This window comes from Janthinobacterium sp. PAMC25594 (genome assembly GCF_019443505.1).
In the GTDB taxonomy this organism is placed as follows: Bacteria; Pseudomonadota; Gammaproteobacteria; order Burkholderiales; family Burkholderiaceae_D; genus Janthinobacterium.
Map to the genome: position 1 here is coordinate 3,535,386 of NZ_CP080377.1, position 18,023 is coordinate 3,553,408.

Below are 18,023 nucleotides of genomic sequence, written 5' to 3' on the forward strand. Positions count from 1 at the left end.
TTTGTCCACCTTAAGCCAGAATGTCTTCAACCGACTTGCCGCGTTTGGCAGCGATATCGGAAGCAGTGCTCATTTTCGACAGGCCGTCCAGCGTAGCGCGTACCAGGTTGTATGGGTTGTTCGAACCGGTGGATTTCGCCACCACGTCCGTCACGCCCATCACTTCGAAGATAGCGCGCATGGCGCCACCAGCGATCACGCCGGTACCAGGCTTAGCTGGGTTCATCAGGACCTTGGAGGCGCCGTGACGACCAACAACCGTGTGATGCAAGGTACCGTTTTTGAGCGGTACTTTGATCAGGTTGCGACGGGCTTCTTCCATTGCCTTCTGCACGCCAACTGGCACTTCTTTCGATTTGCCCTTGCCCATGCCGACGCGGCCATCGCCATCACCAACTACGGTCAGCGCGGCGAAACCCATGATACGACCACCCTTGACCACTTTGGTCACGCGGTTGATCGCGATCATTTTTTCGCGCATGCCATCATCCGGCTTGTCGCTTTGCATTTTTGCTTGCATTTTTGCCATGATTGATCCTTAGAACTTCAGACCGGCTTCGCGTGCGGCTTCTGCCAACGCTTTCACACGGCCGTGGTAACGGAAACCGGAGCGGTCAAACGCAACTTCGGTAATCCCTGCTTTCAACGCTTTTTCAGCGACGCGCTTGCCGATCAAGGCTGCAGCAGCGGCATTGCCGCCTTTGCCGGATTGGCCTGCCAGTTCAGCGCGAACTTCCGCTTCAGCCGTCGAGGCCGAAACCAGGATTTTTGCATCCGGGCTGATCAGGTTGGCGTAAATATGCAGGTTGGTGCGGTGCACCGACAAGCGATTTACTTTCAATTCCGCAATCTTGATGCGGGTTTGGCGTCCGCGGCGAAGCCGTGATTCTTTCTTATCCATCGTCAGCCCCTAATTACTTCTTCTTGGTTTCTTTAAGCTTAACCACTTCGTCCGCATAGCGAACGCCCTTGCCTTTATAAGGCTCAGGAGCGCGGTAAGCACGAACTTCAGCGGCTACCTGGCCAACCTGTTGACGGTCGATACCTTTAATCAGGATCTCGGTCGGGGTTGGTGTTGCGCAGGTAACGCCAGCTGGCATGTCATGCACTACAGGGTGCGAGAAACCCAGGGACAGATTCAACTTGTCGCCTTGAGCTTGCGCCTTGTAACCCACGCCTACCAGGTTCAGCTTTTTCTCGAAACCCTTGGTGACGCCAACAACCATGTTGTTGACCAGTGCGCGCAGCGTGCCGGACATGGCATTGGCTTCGCGGCTGTCGTTCGCCACGTCGAAACTCAGGGTTCCTGCATTGTTTTCCACTTTGACCTGGCCGGTGAGGGCCTGGGAAAGTACGCCCAGCGGGCCTTTTACGGTGATCGCTTGTGCGGAGATGGCGACTTCGGCGCCAGCTGGCACTACGATAGGCATTTTAGCTACTCGAGACATGTGTAACTCCTTAAGCCACGTAGCAAATAACTTCGCCGCCGACACCGGTAGCGCGTGCTTTGCGGTCAGTCATGACGCCTTGCGGAGTCGACACGATCGCCACACCCAAGCCATTCATCACAACAGGGATCTCGTCTTTACCCTTGTAGACGCGCAGACCCGGACGGGACACGCGCTCCAAGCGCTCAATGACGGGACGGCCAACATAATACTTCAAACCGATTTTCAGTTCCGCTTTGCCACCAGCTTCGGTAACAGCGAAATCTTCAATGTAACCCTCGTCCTTCAGGACGCTGGCAATCGCAATTTTGACTTTCGACGATGGCATGGCCACGGTCGTCTTTTGCACGCCTTGTGCATTGCGAATGCGGGTCAGCATATCGGCGATAGGATCGCTCATACTCATTGCATATTCTCCTATTACCAGCTTGCTTTTGTCATACCCGGAATTTCACCACGCATGGCGAATTCACGGAGCTTGATACGACCCAGACCGAATTTACGGAATGTGCCGCGCGGACGACCAGTGATGGCGCAACGGTTACGTTGACGCGTCGGGTTCGAGTTACGTGGCAGCGCCTGCAATTTCAGGCGAGCTTCGTAGCGCTCTTCTTCCGATTTCGATTGATCATCGACGATGGCCTTGAGAGCTTCGCGCTTAGGGGCGAATTTCGCCACCAGGTCAGCACGCTTGATCTCACGATTAATCAGTGACAGTTTGGCCATGATCAGTTCCTGAAAGGGAATTTAAAGGCGGCGAGCAAAGCTTTGGCTTCGTCATCGGTCTTAGCGGTTGTCGTGATGCTGATATTCATACCGCGCAACGCGTCAATCTTGTCGTATTCGATTTCAGGGAAAATGATCTGTTCCTTGACACCGATGTTGTAGTTACCACGACCATCAAATGCACGGCCGTTCACACCACGGAAATCGCGTACGCGCGGCAGAGCCACGGTAATGAAGCGATCCAGGAACTCGTACATGCGAGCGCCGCGCAGGGTGACCATCGTACCGATCGGATAACCTTCACGGATTTTGAAGCCTGCGATCGCTTTGCGGGACTTGGTGGTCACTGGCTTCTGGCCGGCGATCTTGGTCAAGTCAGCAACTGCGTGCTCGAGAACTTTTTTATCCGCGATTGCCTCACCAACACCCATGTTCAGGGTGATTTTGGTCAGGCGTGGAACTTCCATTACCGACTTGTAACCAAACTTGCTGGTCAGGTCGGCAACGACTTTTTCTTTATAGAATTCTTGGAGACGTGCCATGATTTCTTAAGCCTTCACTACTTCGCCGGAGGATTTAAAGATGCGAACTTTCTTGCCGTCCACTTCTTTGAAACCCACGCGATCTGCCTTGCCAGTCGCTGCATTAAACAATGCAACGTTGGACACGTGAATTGGCATGGTCTTATCGACGATACCACCAGTTACGCCAGTCATCGGGTTTGGCTTAGTCGCTTTTTTAGCGATGTTAATGCCGTCAACCACGATATGTTCAGCATCGATACGCTGCTGTACCACACCACGTTTGCCCTTGTCTTTCCCGGTCAGAACGATGACTTCGTCGTTTTTACGAATCTTATCCATTACGACTCCTTACAGGACTTCCGGTGCCAGGGACACGATTTTCATGAACTTCTCAGTACGCAGTTCGCGTGTGACAGGTCCAAAAATACGGGTACCGATCGGTTCCAGCTTGGCGTTCAACAGAACGGCGGCATTGCCGTCGAACTTCACCAGGGAACCGTCTTGGCGGCGAACACCTTTAGCGGTGCGCACAACCACGGCGTTATAAATTTCACCTTTTTTGACACGGCCACGTGGCGCAGCAACCTTGACGGTTACCTTGATCACATCGCCAATGCCAGCATAACGGCGCTTGGAGCCGCCCAATACCTTGATGCACATTACTTCTTTGGCACCGGTATTGTCAGCCACTTCGAGCCGGCTTTCAGTTTGAATCATAGTATTCTCTTTCCCAACTTAAGCCGAAGAATCCACACAATGTAGACCCACGGTCAGTCTTGGTCCCGCCAGAGCCGCCCTGCTGGGCTTCACTGTTTGGGTGCATGACCTTCATACATCAACTGACCGCGAATGCTACTGTCTGTGGCCAGACACTTTGCGGCGTTACATGAACGAAGCCCGCAAGTATTACATACAATTTGCGGGCCTGCAAGTACTAATTAAAAGCCACCGCCGAAACGGTGGTTTTTATTTAAACGGTTGGTGCGGCTTGAACCACACGTGTTACCGTCCATGCCTTCGTTTTGGAGATCGGGCGACCTTCCTGGATCTCGACCGTATCACCGGCCTTGACTTGGTTGGTCTCGTCATGCGCGTGATACTTGTTCGAGCGCATGATGATCTTGCCATACAAAGGATGTTTTACGTGGCGCTCGATCAGAACGGTAACGGTCTTGTCCATCTTGTCCGAAACCACTTTACCGATCAGCGTGCGCTTGAGCGACTGTTTCACTGGTTCGTTCATTTGGCTTCCTTCAGATTCATTACCGTCTTCACACGCGCGATATCGCGGCGTACCTTCTTGAGCTGCGAAGTGTTGCTCAGCTGCTGCGTAGCGATTTGCATACGCAGGCCGAACTGTGCCTTCAACAAGTCATTCAGCTCTTTTTGCAGAGCTGGCTGGTCTTTGCCGCGGAGTTCAGATGCTTTCATATACAACTCCAATTATTGGCCGACTTGGCGGATGACAAACGTCGTCGCCAGTGGCAGTTTAGAGGCGGCAAGACGGAAAGCTTCCCGTGCCAGCGCTTCATCAACGCCATCCATTTCGTACAGTACTTTACCTGGCTGAATTTCAGCGACGTAGTACTCAGGATTACCCTTACCGTTACCCATACGGACTTCAGCCGGTTTGTTCGAAATCGGTTTGTCCGGGAAAATACGGATCCAGATACGGCCACCGCGCTTGATGTGACGCGTCATTGCACGACGCGCCGCTTCAATTTGACGCGCAGTGATACGACCGCGCGCAACTGCCTTCAGACCGAATTCGCCAAACGACACGGCGGTGCCGCGGCTGTGCGAAATACCGGTATTACGGCCTTTCTGCTCTTTACGATACTTTCTGCGTGCTGGTTGCAGCATGATTATTCTCCTGCTTTCTCAGCTGGTGCTGCTGCGGCGGCCGGTTTAGCGGCGGTACGCACACGTGCACCTGGTGCTGTGGATGGTTTCGCACCGGCACCGGCTGGACGTGGACGGCCAGCTGGCTTGCCATCGTCACGGCGTGGGCCGCGGCTTTTCTTCTCGTCAGCTGGGGTATCGATGACTGGTGCATCGCCGTTAGGCGCGCGGTCACCTTTGTATACCCACACCTTGACACCGATGATGCCGTAGGTGGTCGACGCTTCGCTGGTACCGTAGTCGATATCGGCGCGCAGGGTATGCAGAGGCACGCGGCCTTCGCGGTACCACTCTTTACGCGCGATTTCGATACCGTTCAGACGGCCGGACGACATGATCTTGATACCGAGAGCACCCAGGCGCATTGCATTTTGCATTGCACGCTTCATGGCGCGGCGGAACATGATCCGTTTTTCCAGCTGCTGAGCGATCGAATCGGCGATCAGTTGCGAGTCGATTTCTGGCTTGCGAATTTCTTCGATGTTCACGTGAACAGGTACGCCCATGATCTTGGTCAGCGCCGACTTCAGTACTTCGATGTCTTCGCCTTTTTTACCAATGACCACGCCTGGACGCGAGCTGTAGATCGTGAAGCGCGCGTTCTTGGCTGGGCGCTCGATAACGATGCGACCAACGGATGCGTTCTTCAGTTTCTTTTTCAGGTAAGCACGTGCTTTCAAGTCTTCGTTCAGCATGGCAGCGAAATTACCGTTGCCTGCATACCAGCGCGAAGCCCAGTTACGGGTGACCGCCAGACGGAAACCGGTTGGATGAATTTTCTGACCCATCGTGGCTCCTTAGTTACCGACAGTCACGTAAACGTGACAGGATTGTTTCGAAATACGGTCGCCACGGCCTTTTGCACGCGCGGTGAAGCGCTTCAGGACCGGGCCCTTTTCGACGTAGATCGTTTTCACGAACAATTCGTCGATGTCCGCGCCATCATTGTGCTCGGCATTCGCAATAGCGGATTCCAGAACACGTTTGATGATCGCAGCACCTTTTTTCGGGCTGAATTGCAAGATGTTGAGTGCAGCGTCAACTTTCTTGCCACGGATCAGGTCAGCAACCAGGCGGCCCTTTTGGTCCGACAGGCGCACACCTTTGAGGATAGCTTTAGTTTCCATTATTTCTTAGCCTTTTTGTCAGCTGCATGGCCCTTGAACGTACGGGTCAGTGCGAATTCGCCGAGCTTGTGACCAACCATGTTTTCGGAAACATAAACCGGCACGTGCAGCTTGCCGTTATGAACCGCGATCGTCAGGCCGATAAAGTCAGGCATGATTGTCGAACGACGCGACCAGGTTTTGATTGGCTTTTTGTCTTTGGCTGCTTGCGCGGCTTCAACTTTTTTCACCAGGTGGGCGTCACAGAACGGCCCTTTTTTCAATGAACGTGTCATGTGCTACCCCTTATTTCTTGCCGCGGCGCGAGACGATCATGGAAGTCGTACGCTTGTTGCTGCGTGTTTTCTTACCCTTGGTCTGTTGGCCCCATGGCGAAACTGGATGACGACCAGCTGCTGTTTTACCTTCACCACCACCGTGCGGGTGATCGACCGGGTTCATGACCACACCGCGAACGGTAGGACGAACACCGCGCCAGCGCATCGCGCCAGCTTTACCGATTTTACGCAGGCTGTGCTCGGCATTGCCGACTTCACCAACCGTTGCACGGCACTCGATGTGCACGCGACGTACTTCACCCGAGCGCAGACGCACTTGAGCATAGGTACCTTCACGTGCCATCAGCACAACGCCAGCGCCAGCGGTACGTGCCATTTGGGCACCTTTACCTGGCAGCATTTCGACGCAATGCATCACGGTACCGACCGGGATGTTACGGATTGGCAAGCAGTTACCCGATTTGATCGGTGCTTCCGAACCGTTCATCACGCTGTCGCCAACGGCCATGCCTTTGGTTGCGATGATGTAGTGACGTTCGCCGTCGGCGTAGCACAACAGAGCGATATTCGCGGTGCGGTTTGGATCGTATTCGATACGTTCCACTTTCGCTGGAATACCATCTTTGGTGCGCTTGAAGTCGATCAAGCGATAGTGTTGCTTATGACCACCACCGATATGACGGGTGGTGATGTGACCGTTGTTGTTACGACCAGCGGTCTTGGATTTCTTTTCAACCAGGGCAGCGAACGGACGACCTTTGTACAGGTCTGGGTTCACCACCTTTACCATGCCGCGACGGCCTGGCGAGGTTGGTTTCATCTTAACGAGTGCCATTATGCAGCCTCCTCGGAGAAGTTGATTTCCTGGCCAGGCTTCAGGCACACGAAAGCACGCTTGGTATGGTTACGACGACCGTTGAATTTGCCGGTGCGTTTCTGCTTACCTTCGCGGTTTGCAGTTTGCACGGACAGAACTTCAACCTTGAACAGCAGTTCGACCGCTGCCTTGATTTCAGGCTTGGTTGCATCCGGCAGTACGCGGAATACAATTTGCTCGTTCTTTTCCGCGACCATGGTGGCCTTCTCGGAAATCACGGGCGCCAACAGCACCTTCATCAAGCGTTCTTCGCTATGTTTCAAAATCGCGCTCATGCCAGCATCTCCTCAATCTTGGCCAATGCAGCTTTGGTGACCAGGATCTTCTTGTAGAACACCAGGGACATCGGGTCTGCGTGACGTGGCTCAACGACGAGTACGTTAGGCAGGTTGCGCGATGCCAGTTCCAGGTTTTCGTTCAGAACGTCGGTGATGATCAGAACCGAATCAAAGCCCAGGCCGTTCAATTTTTGCGACAACAGCTTGGTCTTTGGCGCGTCGATCGTCAGATCGTCGATGACGATCAGGCGCTCTTCGCGAGCCAGCTGCGACAGGATCGAGCAGATACCTGCGCGATACATCTTTTTGTTCACTTTGTGGGTGAAGTTTTCGTCAGGCGAGTTCGGGAAAATCCGACCACCGCCGCGCCACAGTGGCGAGGACGACATACCAGCACGAGCGCGGCCGGTACCTTTTTGGCGCCATGGCTTTTTCGTCGTGTGGTGAACTTCTTCACGGTCTTTTTGCTTGCGGTTACCACTACGTGCATTCGCTTGATACGCGATGACGACTTGGTGGATCAGCGCTTCATTGTAGTCACGGCCGAAAATCGTATCGGCTGCAGCAACGTTCGAGGCGGCTTGACCTTGCGCATTCAGAAGCTTGAGTTCCATCGTTTAAGCTCCCTTCTTGGCTTTGGTTTTGATGGCTGGCGAGACAACTACCTGGCCATTTTTCGCACCTGGAATCGCGCCTTTGACCAGCAACAGCTGACGGTCGGCATCGATACGGGCGATCACGAGGTTCTGGATCGTACGGTTAACGTCACCCAGATGACCGGTCATGCGCTTACCAGGGAAAACGCGACCTGGATCTTGTGCCATACCGATGGAACCTGGAACGTTGTGCGAACGCGAGTTACCGTGCGTTGCACGGCCAGAAGAGAAGTGATAACGTTTGATAACGCCTGCATAGCCTTTACCAATGGTAACGCCTTGCACGTCGATCTTTTGACCGACTTCGAACAGGGAAGCAGCGACAACATCGCCAGCTTTCAGTTCAGCGGCTTTAGCAGCATCGACACGGAACTCTTTCAACAGAGTACCTGCTTCAACGCCAGCTTTAGCGTGATGACCAGCAACAGCTTTGGTCACGCGGGAAGCGCGACGTTGACCGAATGCGACCTGAACAGCGGAGTAGCCATCTGTTTCAGGGGTTTTGATTTGCGCAACACGGTTGTTCGATACGTCCAACACGGTGACCGGGATCGAATCCCCTTCATCCGTGAAAATGCGCATCATACCAACCTTGCGACCGAGAAGGCCTAGGCTCATTTTTTCTCCATTCCCACCTGCGATTGGGCGGGGCTTGTTTAACTACAAAGTAACGTAGGATCCAAAAAAGACGAATCCATACCGAAGCCGGCTAGTATATAGCACAAAAACCCTTGACGCAACAAGTTAACACGGGGTATGTCAAAGTGTTGCGCGACGCCCCTGCGACAGTTGCCTGGGGCGCTGCAAAGGTCGGCTAATGTAGCATACATCGCCTATTCATGCGGCTCTGCAGCGGGTGCCGCTACGCCCTTGCCCACTTGATACCAGTCAACTTTACGCGTCGCCACCATGATGGCGGCCAGCACGGCGAACAACAGGATGCTGCCCATCACCAGCGCATTGTTTTCCGAGCTCAGCAAGCCATACAGGGCGCCATACAGCGCCGTCAACGCCATGCCGAAGCCGATGCCGCGCCAGCCGTTGTGCAGCACGTGCGCCAGATAAAAGCTGGTCAGCGCGATACAGGCGGCGCTGGCGATCAGATAGGCGGCGAGGAAGGCGATGTGCTCGGCCAGGCCCACCAGCAGCAGGAAGAAGATCACCAGCGACAGGCCTACCAGCAAGTACTGCACCGGGTGGATCGGCAGACTCTTCAGGATTTCAAAGATGAAGAAGGCGGCAAAGGTCAGCGCCACGAACAGCAAGCCATATTTGGTGGCGCGGTCCGATTGCGAATACACATTCACCGGCTCGATGAAGCCCACACTGAAGCGGTCCACCTGGCCCAGCGGCGCACTGTCGGGCACCTTGAATTCCCCCTCGATGGTGCTCAGCTGCGTTTGCGCATTGGTGGCCAGCGAGGAGATGCTCCACTCAACCTGAAAGCCATCGGCGTTGATCTGGCGGAGTTTCGGCGACGGCAGGAAGCGCCCGCCAAACTGCGGATGGGGCCAGTTCGACTTGATGCGGATCTGGCTGTTTTTCGCCACCGGCACGAAATGCTGGCGTTCGATGCCGTCCAACCCCAGGTCAAAGCTGAATTTCACCTGTTGCGCTTGCGCCAGCGGCATGGCGCCCAGCGGCGCATGCAGGCCGCTGCGGAAGGCAAACAAGTCGGTGCCCTGCTCGAACTCGATCTTCTGCCCGCCCCAGTCGATTTTCGGGATATTACGGATGCCGCGCACGTCCTCGATGGACAGAGCGACGAAAGGCGCGCCCAGGGTCATGCGCGAGTCCGGCGACTTGCGCGGCAACTGCGTGCTGGCCGGCAACGTAAAATCTCCCTTGAAGGCATGCTGGCCGCTGTAGACCAGCACCTGGTGGATGCCGCGGTAACGGCGGTCCGTGTCGATATTGCCATTGATCTGCAAGTCGTTCGGATACACGAGCAAGCGGCGCTGCACCGTGCGGTGCAGCAACTCCGTGCGCACAGGCGCTTTCGCATCCCTGTCATCGCCTTTGGCCACCTCCACGCGCTCTTCATATTGCTCCGTGTAGGGAATCACCAGGATGGGACCGATGATGGTTTGTTCGCGCACCGAATCGGCGGCGATGCTGTTGACGGCTTCCTGGCGGAATTCCATCCGCTCCTTGATCGTTTCCTGAATCATCAGCAGAGGCAGGCCGATCAGCAACATCAGGCCGAACACGATCAACGCTTTGACGAATAGAGTTTTTTGCATGGCGCATCCTTGAAGTAAGGCGGCCAGTGTAGAAAAATCATGTGCGCTGATGATGCGCTGCGTGTGAAGTCTGCAGATAAATGCACGCCAAGAGCCTATCCCAGCAGATGAATACATCCCCTGCTGGCGCCCCTCAGAAGCGGGGACTGCGTTGATCGTCGTCGCGTGGCTCGCCACGCGTCCTCCTCACGCCTTGTCCGCGCTCCTGATGAACTACCAGCAGATGACGCTCCCTACTGGGATAGCCTCTAAGCCAGCGGCAGGCACAGGCGCGCGCAGGCACCGCCTTCCGCATGATTGAGCACTTCGACCGTGCCGCCATGCAGCGAGGCCACCTCGCGCACGAAGGGCAGGCCCAGGCCCGTGCTCTTGCCAGCACTCGGGCGCGGCAGCGAGTAAAAGCGCTCGAAGACGCGCTCCAGCGCATACGCGGGGATGCCCTCACCGCGGTCGCGCACGGCAATTTCCACCTGGCTGCCGTGGCGCCGCGCCGTCAGGTCGATGCCGCTACCCGGTGGCGCGAAGCCAGCCGCGTTGTCGAGCAAGTTGCCCAGCGCCTGGCGCAGCAGCAGGGCGTCGCCCGCCACGCTCCCCTCTTCCGCCTGCACCTGCAGGCGCACGCCGCGCGCCGCCAGGGTGGCGGCCGCGTCCTGCGCCACTTGCGCCAGCAGCGGCCCCAGCGCGATGCGCTCGGGCTTATCCAGGCGCTGCTGCTTTTCCACGCGCACCAGGGCCAGCAGCTTGTCGATCAGTTGCCGCTGGCGCGCATTCTGTTCCAGGATACTGGCCAGGAACTGGCGCCGCTCGGCCGGCGGCATGTCTTCCTGCAGCAGCTCGGCCGATGCCTGGATGGCGGCGATCGGGCTTTTCAATTCATGCGCCAGGGCGTGCATCAGCTGCTCCACGTATTCCTTGCCTTCCAGGCGCGTGCGCATCGCCTCCAGCGCCCGCCCCAGGGTGCCGATTTCATTATTGCCCAACGCCGGCAGCGCCACCTTGCGCCCTGCTTCCACGTCGCCGATGTAATGCATCAGCTTGCCCAGCGCATGGTGCAGCCACCAGGCGAATGCCAGGCCGATCAGCAACGACAGCAGCAACAGGATGGCGCCGCGCTGCAATATCTTGCGCTGGCTGCGTTCGACAAAGGCTTGCACGCTGGCATTCGGTTTGGCCACCGTCAGCACGCCGATCACTGCATTGCCGTCGCGGATCGGTGCGGCCACATGCATCACCGTCGACATCTCGTCGTCGGGCCGGCTGCGCGTGCTGCGCGCGCCATACTTGCCCTGCAAGGTCAGATACACGTCATTCCAGCGCGAATAGTCGCGCCCCACGTCGCGGCCGCTGGAGTCGAACAGCACGATGCCGTGCCGGTCCGTGATGGTGATACGGTAATCGAGCGTGCGCTTGCGCACGCCATTGATATTGACGTCCACGCCATGGCGCGCATAGTCCTGCATGCGCTCGGCCACGGGCGACTGCGCCAGCGTGCCCGCCTTCAAGTCGGGCGCCACCAGGCTGGCCAGCAGTTGCGAGGTATCGACCAGGGTGTCTTCCAGGGTCGAGCGCACACCCGGCTTGACCTGCTCCACGAAGACGTTCAGCAAGAACCACGCGGCCAGGCCGACGATCAGGAAGTAGCCGAGCAGGATACGCAGGCCGATCTTCATGCGCCGGCCAGGCTGTAGCCGAGGCCACGGTGGGTGTGGATGGGGTCGGCCTGCGCATCGATGGCGCGCAGCTTGGCACGCAGCGATTTGACATGCGCATCGACGGTACGATCGAGCGTGTCGGGCGCTGCGCTCCACACGCGCTCCATCAGCTGCGCGCGCGACAGCACGTGGCCCGGGTGCTCCAGCAAGGTTTTCAGCAGCAGGTACTCGTAACGGGTCAGGTCCAGCGGCTGGCCGTGAAACAGTACCCTCGCCTCCAGCGCGCGCAACTCGAAACGCGCCGGCGCCGGCGCGACGCCCGCGCCAGCGCGGCGCAGGATGACGCGGATGCGCGCCACCAGTTCGCGCGGCGAGAACGGCTTGGTGACGTAATCATCGGCGCCGATTTCCAGGCCGACGATACGGTCGATTTCATCGCTGCGGGCCGTCAGGAAGATCACCGGCACGTCGGAAAACTGGCGCAGCCGGCGACACACTTCCAGCCCGCTCATGTCGGGCAAGCCGATATCGAGCACCACCAGTTGCGGTGCGGCCTCACTGCGCAGCACGGCAAGCGCCTGCTCACCCAAGGTCACATGGCGCGGCGTAAAGCCGTCCGTGCGCAAGGCATAGGCGATGCTGTCGGCTATCGCCTGTTCATCTTCCACGATCAGGACAGTCTTGGACATGGCGGCGGCACGCATTAATGGACAAGTCCGGAGTATCCCTGAAGCGGGCAAGCGGCGTCAATCGCGCGCCTTGCCGTGCGCTGGCAAAAAGCCGCCCGACCTAAGGCCGGGCGACGTGGATGCTGGCCTTGATGTGCTTGAGGTGGGCCACGATGGTGAACGTCATCACCACCAGCAGCGACCATGCACTCCATTAGGTGCTGATGTTTTCGGCCAGCCAGATAAAGAAGCCGACCAGCACGAAACCGAGCAGCAAGGGCATGCCGCGGTCGCGGTCGAGCGGACGGAACACCACGGTGGTGCGCGCGTACAAGCCCAGCGCGCAGGCGGCCAGATACCAGCGGTAGTCGCCGATGCAGTGATGGGTGAAGAAGTTGGCGTAGATGAGCAGCGCGATCAGCACCGCCATCCAGTACGGCGGATGGTGGCGGATCCGCATGTCGAGCAGGCGCCAGGTCTGGATGATGTAGCTGCCGACGGCCGCATACATGAAGCCGGAAAACAGGGGGACGCCGAACACCTTGCCTCGATGGCAGGGCAAAAAAAACCAGGCACGAGGCCTGGTTTTTGACACGCCCGGCATCGGCACCGGGCGGTGGGGTATCAACTGACGACGATCAGAGGAAGGTGTAGCTGGCCGTTACACCGATACGACGCATCTGGAACGATTCAGCGTAGCCTCTGCGCCACTGCACTGGTGCAGCCTTGTCGAACAGATTGTCAATGAACAGGCTCAGACGCGTGTTCTTGATGCCGCCGTACGACAGGTTGTAGTCGACCGTGGTGTTGCTGCCTACGCGCGAGCAAACACCCATGTTCTCAGCCGAAACCTTGTTGGTGACGCAGTAGGTTGGCGAAGTCTGGCTGTCGTTGCTAAAACCGCTGGCGTAGTTCAGGGTCATGCCGTGGTCAAACGAGCCGGTCTTCAAGCTGGCGCGCAACTTGGTTTTCAGGCGCGAACCCAGGTCATAGTTACCTGCCAGGTTAGTGTCATAGGCATTGTCGGTCACGCTGAACTCCTGGTACTTCCACAGGTAGCTACCTTCCAGTTTCAGGCGAACCTGGCCGATACTGGTGTTGAAACGGCCACCCGCGTCAAAGTCGAAGCCCGAAGCACGGGTCTTGCCGCTGTTGACGTATGGGTTGTACAGCAGGCCGATCGAGCCAACGCCGCCGAAGTTGGTGGTATTGCCTGGTGCGTATTTGTTCACCAGCGCCAGGAATTGCGCATCGGAAGCAGAGTTATCGACACGCACCAACTGTCCGGCTGGCAGACCAGCTTCGCCGCGCAGGATGTCAGCCACGCCACGGGTACCGATTTCGTCCTTGCGTTCGATATGGTAGTAGTCCAGTGCCACAGTCCAGTTCTTGACCGGTTCGAAAACGAAACCGGCGGTGATCGAACGCGAGGTTTCCGGTTTCAGGTCCTTGTTCGCCGACACGAAGCTAGGCACGCCGCCTTTGCAATCACTGTTCTGGAAGGTGTTGCCCTGAGCCTTGTCGACGCTGGTGGCTGCTGGATTGTTCTGCACCAGCTTGTTCAAGGTACTGGCGGTTGCGCAACGGCGTGGATCGCTGACATCGGTGGCAAACGAGCTGCGGCCCAGGCCATTACCGGTTTCCACGATGTTAGGCGCACGGAAGCCGCCAGCGGCCGTGGCCCGCAACAACAGGGTATCGGTGGCGTTGACGCGCAGGCCCAGCTTCGGCGAGAAGTGCACGTCGCTGTTGGTGGACTTGTCGGCACGTACCGCGGCGCTCACTTCCACACGCTTGACCACCGGAATGGTCGCTTCCGCGAACAGCGCGTAGTGATCCATGGTGTCCTTGACCTGCAGGCCGGCGATGCCGACCAGGTCACCACGCAGCACGTTGTCCGAGCTGGCCATCTCATACTTTTCGCGGCGGATGTCGGTACCGAACGCCACGTTCAAAGGACCGGCTGGCAATTGCGCCACTTCACCGGACACGGTTGCGTCGATGAAGGTGATCTTCGACTCGCCCTTGGTGGTACGCACCGGGAACATCGACTCCAGCAGCGCGGTATCGTTTTGCTGGCCGAACTTGTAGGTGCCGTTGACGATGGCATTGTTGTAACCGGTAGCGCTCACGGCACGGGTGGCCTTGTTGGCTTTCGAGTTCATGTAGCCGACTGCGGATTTCCAGTCGAAATTGCCGATGTCGCCGTTCAGGCTCAGCATGACGCGCGTCTGGTCGGATTCGGTGCGGTTGAAGTTGAAGCCGTTGCCGGTATCCATCATGCGGGCACGGTATTCCACCGGTACGCCGTAAGGGTTGTTGGCGTGGCCAACTGGCAATTTTGGATAGAAGTATGGACCGACCATCTTGCCGTTTATCGCGTCGTACCAGGTGCTCGGCGACGTGGTGGCGCTACCGTTGCTGACGTTGAACGGGGGGACGATGTAATCGTTGCTGGCGCCGGCATTGGTGATCTCGAAGTTGGCGTCGATGTTCTTGCCAATGCGGAAGTGCGTGTTGCTGGCCAGCGCATAGCGCTTGGCATTGGTGGTCAGGCCGCTGTACGGCAAGATATCCATCTTGCACAGCTTGTCTTTCGGGTCGATCTTGTCGGCCGGGCAGCCGGGCGCGGCGACGATGTTCGTGCTGTTCAGGAAGTAGTTGCCGGTTGGCGAGAACGCACTCGGGGCGTCCCAGGTCGAACGGCCCGGGGTCTGGCGGTGCCATTCAGGGTAGTGGCTGCGCAGGTCGCCAGCGGTGTAACCGTCGTTCTTGTAGGATTCGTACGTCAGGTAGGTGTTGAAACCATCCTTGTCGATATCGCCGTAACCGACGATGCCGGAAACATTGCGGCTGCGCTGGTCTTTGAAACCGTCGGTTTCCTTGTAGTTGCCGGTGATCTTGGCGCCTTCAAAGTTTTTCAGCAGGATGATGTTGATGACGCCAGCGATGGCGTCGGAACCGTAGATTGCCGAAGCGCCGTCTTTCAGGATCTCGATGCGCTCGATGGCGGCAGCCGGGATCGCATCCAGGTTGGTGAAGTTCTGTTGTGCGCCATCGGCGAGGCCGTATTGTGCAATGCGGCGGCCATTGACCAGCACCAGGGTAGCGACCTTGCCCAGGCCACGCATGCCCACGCCCGAGGAGCCCGTAGCAAAGCTGCCGGAGCTGGAGCTTGCCGAGTCGATCGAGGTGCTGATGGCGGCGGAGGAATTCAGGATGCCCAGCGCCGTGGTCTGGCCGGTGCGCTCGATGTCGTCGCGGGTCAGAACCTGCAGCGAGCCAGCTGTTTCAGCTTCGGTACGCTTGATACTACTACCGGTGACTTCGACGCGCTGCAGTTTTTCTACAGGCTCGGCAGTTGTTTGTGCTGTGGCGTATTGAGAGAAGGCTAATGTCAATGCAATTGCAAGCGTGCTTTTCTTCAACCGTGGTGTATTGTTATTTACCGTACTTTTCAAGACTACTCCTCAAATATTATTTTCGTTTTGTAAATCGATACGTCTCGTTGACCGTTTTTGTAAAAAAGTCATACATTCTCGCCGTATATTACAAATTTCTCACATTGAGGCCACGCAAGGAAGGGGGAAATTAACAATTGTTGTTTTAATCCGACTTTATCCGCCAACTTGTTGTTTTCCGGGATCAATTTGGCCTGTGCCGGCCTGGTCCGCCAGTTTGGATAACGATAGAAAAAGAAAGTAAAGCGGAGAAAGAGAACGGGGAGTGAAAGATGTACGGCGTAAACGCAATACTGCGGGCCAATAGCAATGGGGCCGGGCGCACTCACGCTTGTGAGCAGGCCCGGCCCCATCATCAGGCAGCGGGACACCCCGCCAGCCTGGAACAGCTGTCAACACCTGATGCTACGGTATTGTCAGCCGCCCTTGAAACTCTTATTGCAGTTTGATTTCAACATCAACACCAGCTGGCAGGTCCAGCTTCATCAGCGCGTCAACGGTTTTGTCCGTTGGGTCAACGATGTCCATCAGGCGTTGGTGCGTACGGATCTCGAACTGATCGCGCGAAGTTTTGTTGACGTGCGGGGAACGCAGCACATCGAAACGTTGAATACGGGTAGGCAGTGGTACTGGGCCTTTGACGACAGCGCCGGTGCGCTTCGCGGTTTCAACGATTTCCAGAGCGGACTGGTCGATCAGTTTGTAATCGAAAGCCTTCAGGCGGATACGGATTTTTTGGTTTGGTGCCGACATGATATTTCCTTAAAAGAACGAACCGCGCAGTCTGCACGGCAATGAGGTCATACGGGAATTTCTGACGCAACAACCGTCAGGGTCGACATGATAGCACCAAAATGCTTGCCAACCCCGGCAGTTGAATAAAAAGAAGGGCGCCGGGCGACGACGCGTCTTCTTTTATGCAGGCTTAAGAATTAAGCCAGGATTTTTGCAACAACACCGGCGCCGACGGTACGACCGCCTTCACGGATAGCGAAACGCAGGCCTTCTTCCATCGCGATCGGGTTGATCAGCTTGACGGTGATCGACACGTTATCGCCTGGCATGACCATTTCTTTGTCTGCTGGCAACTCGATCGAACCAGTCACGTCCGTTGTGCGGAAGTAGAACTGTGGACGATAGTTGTTGAAGAATGGCGTATGACGGCCGCCTTCGTCTTTCGACAGAACATAGATCTCGCCGGTGAAGTGCGCATGCGGCTTGATCGAGCCTGGCTTGGCCAGAACTTGACCACGTTGCACGTCTTCACGCTTGGTGCCGCGCAGCAGCAGACCAACGTTGTCGCCTGCTTGACCTTGGTCCAGCAGTTTGCGGAACATTTCCACGCCGGTGCAAGTCGTTTTGACGGTATCGATAATACCAACGATTTCGATCTCTTCGCCGACTTTGACAATGCCGCGCTCGATACGACCGGTGACCACGGTACCGCGACCCGAGATCGAGAACACGTCTTCCACTGGCATCAGGAACGCACCGTCAACAGCGCGCTCTGGCGTTGGGATGTACGAATCGAGGGCATCGGCCAGACGCAACACTGCATCCACGCCCATTTCGCCTTCTTTGCCTTCCAGCGCCATACGTGCCGAACCTTTGATGATAGGCACGTCGTCGCCAGGGAACTCATACTTCGACAACAGCTCGCGCACTTCCATTTCAACCAGTTCCAGCAGCTCTGCGTCGTCGACCAGGTCGCACTTGTTCAGGAACACGATGATGTATGGAACGCCAACTTGGCGGGCCAGCAGGATGTGTTCGCGGGTCTGTGGCATTGGGCCGTCAGCTGCGGAGCATACCAGGATCGCGCCGTCCATCTGCGCAGCACCGGTAATCATGTTTTTGATGTAATCGGCGTGGCCTGGGCAGTCAACGTGCGCGTAGTGACGCGCTGCCGTTTCGTACTCGACGTGAGCGGTGTTGATCGTGATACCGCGCGCTTTTTCTTCTGGTGCCGCATCGATCTGGTCGTATGCTTTGGCTTCGCCGCCGAATTTCTTCGACAGAACCGTTGCGATTGCAGCGGTCAGCGTGGTTTTACCGTGGTCGACGTGGCCGATGGTGCCGACGTTGACGTGCGGCTTGGTCCGTTCGAATTTACCTTTTGCCATTTTATTCTTCCTTAGAACAATGATTTAAATGTAGGGACCGGCATTCTCGTGAAAGCCGGC

The 18,023-nt window shown here is 57.0% G+C and carries 24 protein-coding genes and 1 pseudogene; all 25 read right to left on the reverse strand.

Going from position 1 to position 18,023, the window contains the following annotated elements; all coding sequences use genetic code 11:
* Nucleotides 1-10: 10 nt before the first annotated feature.
* The 25 genes and pseudogenes from rpsE to tuf all read right to left on the reverse strand — a co-directional run bounded on the left by rpsE (nucleotide 11) and on the right by tuf (nucleotide 17,963).
* Nucleotides 11-529, reverse strand: a complete 519-nt coding sequence (rpsE, locus tag KY494_RS15890; RefSeq protein WP_010394433.1) for a 30S ribosomal protein S5 — start codon at nucleotides 527-529, stop codon at nucleotides 11-13.
* Nucleotides 530-538: 9 nt separating this feature from the next.
* Nucleotides 539-901: a 50S ribosomal protein L18 gene (gene rplR / locus KY494_RS15895; protein WP_071079767.1), complete on the reverse strand. Its 363-nt coding sequence runs from the start codon at nucleotides 899-901 to the stop codon at nucleotides 539-541.
* 13 nt (nucleotides 902-914) lie between these two features.
* The gene (gene rplF, locus KY494_RS15900; protein WP_034778281.1) at nucleotides 915-1,448 is read right to left on the reverse strand and encodes a 50S ribosomal protein L6; all 534 of its coding nucleotides are present in this window, start codon (nucleotides 1,446-1,448) and stop codon (nucleotides 915-917) included.
* A gap of 10 nt (nucleotides 1,449-1,458) precedes the next feature.
* A complete protein-coding gene (gene rpsH / locus KY494_RS15905) occupies nucleotides 1,459-1,854 on the reverse strand; it encodes a 30S ribosomal protein S8 (RefSeq protein WP_010394425.1) in 396 nt (131 codons plus the stop codon).
* Between the two features lie 14 nt (nucleotides 1,855-1,868).
* The gene (rpsN, locus tag KY494_RS15910; protein ID WP_010394423.1) at nucleotides 1,869-2,174 is read right to left on the reverse strand and encodes a 30S ribosomal protein S14; all 306 of its coding nucleotides are present in this window, start codon (nucleotides 2,172-2,174) and stop codon (nucleotides 1,869-1,871) included.
* A 2-nt stretch (nucleotides 2,175-2,176) separates the two neighbouring features.
* The gene (rplE, locus tag KY494_RS15915) at nucleotides 2,177-2,716 is read right to left on the reverse strand and encodes a 50S ribosomal protein L5 (RefSeq protein ID WP_010394421.1); all 540 of its coding nucleotides are present in this window, start codon (nucleotides 2,714-2,716) and stop codon (nucleotides 2,177-2,179) included.
* 6 nt (nucleotides 2,717-2,722) lie between these two features.
* Complete coding sequence (gene rplX / locus KY494_RS15920) at nucleotides 2,723-3,037, reverse strand: 50S ribosomal protein L24 (protein ID WP_034753204.1); 315 nt, start codon at nucleotides 3,035-3,037, stop codon at nucleotides 2,723-2,725.
* Nucleotides 3,038-3,046: 9 nt separating this feature from the next.
* Nucleotides 3,047-3,415 carry a 50S ribosomal protein L14 gene (gene rplN, locus KY494_RS15925; protein WP_008444317.1) on the reverse strand — a complete coding sequence of 123 codons (369 nt, stop codon included), beginning with the start codon at nucleotides 3,413-3,415 and terminating at the stop codon, nucleotides 3,047-3,049.
* Between the two features lie 253 nt (nucleotides 3,416-3,668).
* Entirely contained in the window at nucleotides 3,669-3,941 is a 273-nt protein-coding gene (gene rpsQ, locus KY494_RS15930) for a 30S ribosomal protein S17 (RefSeq protein ID WP_010394415.1), read from the reverse strand.
* A complete protein-coding gene (gene rpmC / locus KY494_RS15935; RefSeq protein ID WP_010394412.1) occupies nucleotides 3,938-4,129 on the reverse strand; it encodes a 50S ribosomal protein L29 in 192 nt (63 codons plus the stop codon). The genes rpsQ and rpmC overlap by 4 nt, the downstream gene beginning before the upstream one ends.
* A 12-nt stretch (nucleotides 4,130-4,141) precedes the next feature.
* Nucleotides 4,142-4,561, reverse strand: coding sequence for a 50S ribosomal protein L16 (gene rplP, locus KY494_RS15940; protein ID WP_010394411.1), 420 nt, complete (start codon nucleotides 4,559-4,561; stop codon nucleotides 4,142-4,144).
* Nucleotides 4,562-4,563: 2 nt separating this feature from the next.
* Entirely contained in the window at nucleotides 4,564-5,388 is an 825-nt protein-coding gene (gene rpsC, locus KY494_RS15945; protein ID WP_034753199.1) for a 30S ribosomal protein S3, read from the reverse strand.
* Nucleotides 5,389-5,397: 9 nt separating this feature from the next.
* Nucleotides 5,398-5,730, reverse strand: coding sequence for a 50S ribosomal protein L22 (gene rplV / locus KY494_RS15950; protein WP_170840583.1), 333 nt, complete (start codon nucleotides 5,728-5,730; stop codon nucleotides 5,398-5,400).
* Complete coding sequence (gene rpsS / locus KY494_RS15955) at nucleotides 5,727-6,002, reverse strand: 30S ribosomal protein S19 (protein WP_008444295.1); 276 nt, start codon at nucleotides 6,000-6,002, stop codon at nucleotides 5,727-5,729. Before rpsS ends, rplV begins: the two co-directional genes overlap by 4 nt.
* A gap of 10 nt (nucleotides 6,003-6,012) precedes the next feature.
* Nucleotides 6,013-6,840: a 50S ribosomal protein L2 gene (rplB, locus tag KY494_RS15960; protein ID WP_010394400.1), complete on the reverse strand. Its 828-nt coding sequence runs from the start codon at nucleotides 6,838-6,840 to the stop codon at nucleotides 6,013-6,015.
* Nucleotides 6,840-7,157 (reverse strand): 50S ribosomal protein L23, encoded by a 318-nt coding sequence (gene rplW / locus KY494_RS15965; RefSeq protein WP_010394398.1) that lies wholly within the window; start codon nucleotides 7,155-7,157, stop codon nucleotides 6,840-6,842. The genes rplB and rplW overlap by 1 nt, the downstream gene beginning before the upstream one ends.
* Complete coding sequence (gene rplD / locus KY494_RS15970) at nucleotides 7,154-7,774, reverse strand: 50S ribosomal protein L4 (protein WP_034753197.1); 621 nt, start codon at nucleotides 7,772-7,774, stop codon at nucleotides 7,154-7,156. The genes rplW and rplD overlap by 4 nt, the downstream gene beginning before the upstream one ends.
* A 3-nt stretch (nucleotides 7,775-7,777) precedes the next feature.
* A complete protein-coding gene (rplC, locus tag KY494_RS15975) occupies nucleotides 7,778-8,434 on the reverse strand; it encodes a 50S ribosomal protein L3 (protein WP_071079769.1) in 657 nt (218 codons plus the stop codon).
* 215 nt (nucleotides 8,435-8,649) lie between these two features.
* Nucleotides 8,650-10,059: a cell envelope integrity protein CreD gene (creD, locus tag KY494_RS15980; protein ID WP_219887482.1), complete on the reverse strand. Its 1,410-nt coding sequence runs from the start codon at nucleotides 10,057-10,059 to the stop codon at nucleotides 8,650-8,652.
* 248 nt (nucleotides 10,060-10,307) lie between these two features.
* On the reverse strand, nucleotides 10,308-11,729 hold the full coding sequence (gene creC / locus KY494_RS15985) for a two-component system sensor histidine kinase CreC (RefSeq protein WP_219887483.1): 1,422 nt from the start codon (nucleotides 11,727-11,729) through the stop codon (nucleotides 10,308-10,310).
* Nucleotides 11,726-12,400 (reverse strand): two-component system response regulator CreB, encoded by a 675-nt coding sequence (gene creB, locus KY494_RS15990; RefSeq protein ID WP_219887484.1) that lies wholly within the window; start codon nucleotides 12,398-12,400, stop codon nucleotides 11,726-11,728. Before creB ends, creC begins: the two co-directional genes overlap by 4 nt.
* 100 nt (nucleotides 12,401-12,500) lie before the next feature.
* Nucleotides 12,501-12,923 (reverse strand): annotated as a pseudogene (locus KY494_RS15995) (DUF817 family protein); the annotation flags it as partial.
* Nucleotides 12,924-13,017: 94 nt separating this feature from the next.
* A complete protein-coding gene (locus tag KY494_RS16000; RefSeq protein WP_258194269.1) occupies nucleotides 13,018-15,780 on the reverse strand; it encodes a TonB-dependent siderophore receptor in 2,763 nt (920 codons plus the stop codon).
* Nucleotides 15,781-16,275: 495 nt separating this feature from the next.
* Nucleotides 16,276-16,593, reverse strand: a complete 318-nt coding sequence (rpsJ, locus tag KY494_RS16005; RefSeq protein WP_010394389.1) for a 30S ribosomal protein S10 — start codon at nucleotides 16,591-16,593, stop codon at nucleotides 16,276-16,278.
* A 179-nt stretch (nucleotides 16,594-16,772) separates the two neighbouring features.
* Nucleotides 16,773-17,963 (reverse strand): elongation factor Tu, encoded by a 1,191-nt coding sequence (gene tuf, locus KY494_RS16010; RefSeq protein WP_096233366.1) that lies wholly within the window; start codon nucleotides 17,961-17,963, stop codon nucleotides 16,773-16,775.
* Nucleotides 17,964-18,023 lie beyond the last annotated feature (60 nt).

Bases quoted from the DNA above. Each gene is read 5' to 3' on its own strand.
- rpsS (WP_008444295.1), bottom strand. From the start codon at position 6,002: ATGACACGTTCATTGAAAAAAGGGCCGTTCTGTGACGCCCACCTGGTG.
- rpsC (WP_034753199.1), bottom strand. From the start codon at position 5,388: ATGGGTCAGAAAATTCATCCAACCGGTTTCCGTCTGGCGGTCACCCGT.
- rpsJ (WP_010394389.1), bottom strand. From the start codon at position 16,593: ATGTCGGCACCAAACCAAAAAATCCGTATCCGCCTGAAGGCTTTCGAT.
- creB (WP_219887484.1), bottom strand. From the start codon at position 12,400: ATGTCCAAGACTGTCCTGATCGTGGAAGATGAACAGGCGATAGCCGAC.
- tuf (WP_096233366.1), bottom strand. From the start codon at position 17,963: ATGGCAAAAGGTAAATTCGAACGGACCAAGCCGCACGTCAACGTCGGC.
- rpsH (WP_010394425.1), bottom strand. From the start codon at position 1,854: ATGAGTATGAGCGATCCTATCGCCGATATGCTGACCCGCATTCGCAAT.
- rplX (WP_034753204.1), bottom strand. From the start codon at position 3,037: ATGGATAAGATTCGTAAAAACGACGAAGTCATCGTTCTGACCGGGAAA.
- creC (WP_219887483.1), bottom strand. From the start codon at position 11,729: ATGAAGATCGGCCTGCGTATCCTGCTCGGCTACTTCCTGATCGTCGGC.
- rplP (WP_010394411.1), bottom strand. From the start codon at position 4,561: ATGCTGCAACCAGCACGCAGAAAGTATCGTAAAGAGCAGAAAGGCCGT.
- rplE (WP_010394421.1), bottom strand. From the start codon at position 2,716: ATGGCACGTCTCCAAGAATTCTATAAAGAAAAAGTCGTTGCCGACCTG.
- rplD (WP_034753197.1), bottom strand. From the start codon at position 7,774: ATGGAACTCAAGCTTCTGAATGCGCAAGGTCAAGCCGCCTCGAACGTT.
- rplN (WP_008444317.1), bottom strand. From the start codon at position 3,415: ATGATTCAAACTGAAAGCCGGCTCGAAGTGGCTGACAATACCGGTGCC.
- rplF (WP_034778281.1), bottom strand. From the start codon at position 1,448: ATGTCTCGAGTAGCTAAAATGCCTATCGTAGTGCCAGCTGGCGCCGAA.
- creD (WP_219887482.1), bottom strand. From the start codon at position 10,059: ATGCAAAAAACTCTATTCGTCAAAGCGTTGATCGTGTTCGGCCTGATG.
- rplB (WP_010394400.1), bottom strand. From the start codon at position 6,840: ATGGCACTCGTTAAGATGAAACCAACCTCGCCAGGCCGTCGCGGCATG.
- rpsQ (WP_010394415.1), bottom strand. From the start codon at position 3,941: ATGAACGAACCAGTGAAACAGTCGCTCAAGCGCACGCTGATCGGTAAA.
- rpsN (WP_010394423.1), bottom strand. From the start codon at position 2,174: ATGGCCAAACTGTCACTGATTAATCGTGAGATCAAGCGTGCTGACCTG.
- rplC (WP_071079769.1), bottom strand. From the start codon at position 8,434: ATGAGCCTAGGCCTTCTCGGTCGCAAGGTTGGTATGATGCGCATTTTC.
- rplW (WP_010394398.1), bottom strand. From the start codon at position 7,157: ATGAGCGCGATTTTGAAACATAGCGAAGAACGCTTGATGAAGGTGCTG.
- rpmC (WP_010394412.1), bottom strand. From the start codon at position 4,129: ATGAAAGCATCTGAACTCCGCGGCAAAGACCAGCCAGCTCTGCAAAAA.
- rpsE (WP_010394433.1), bottom strand. From the start codon at position 529: ATGGCAAAAATGCAAGCAAAAATGCAAAGCGACAAGCCGGATGATGGC.
- rplR (WP_071079767.1), bottom strand. From the start codon at position 901: ATGGATAAGAAAGAATCACGGCTTCGCCGCGGACGCCAAACCCGCATC.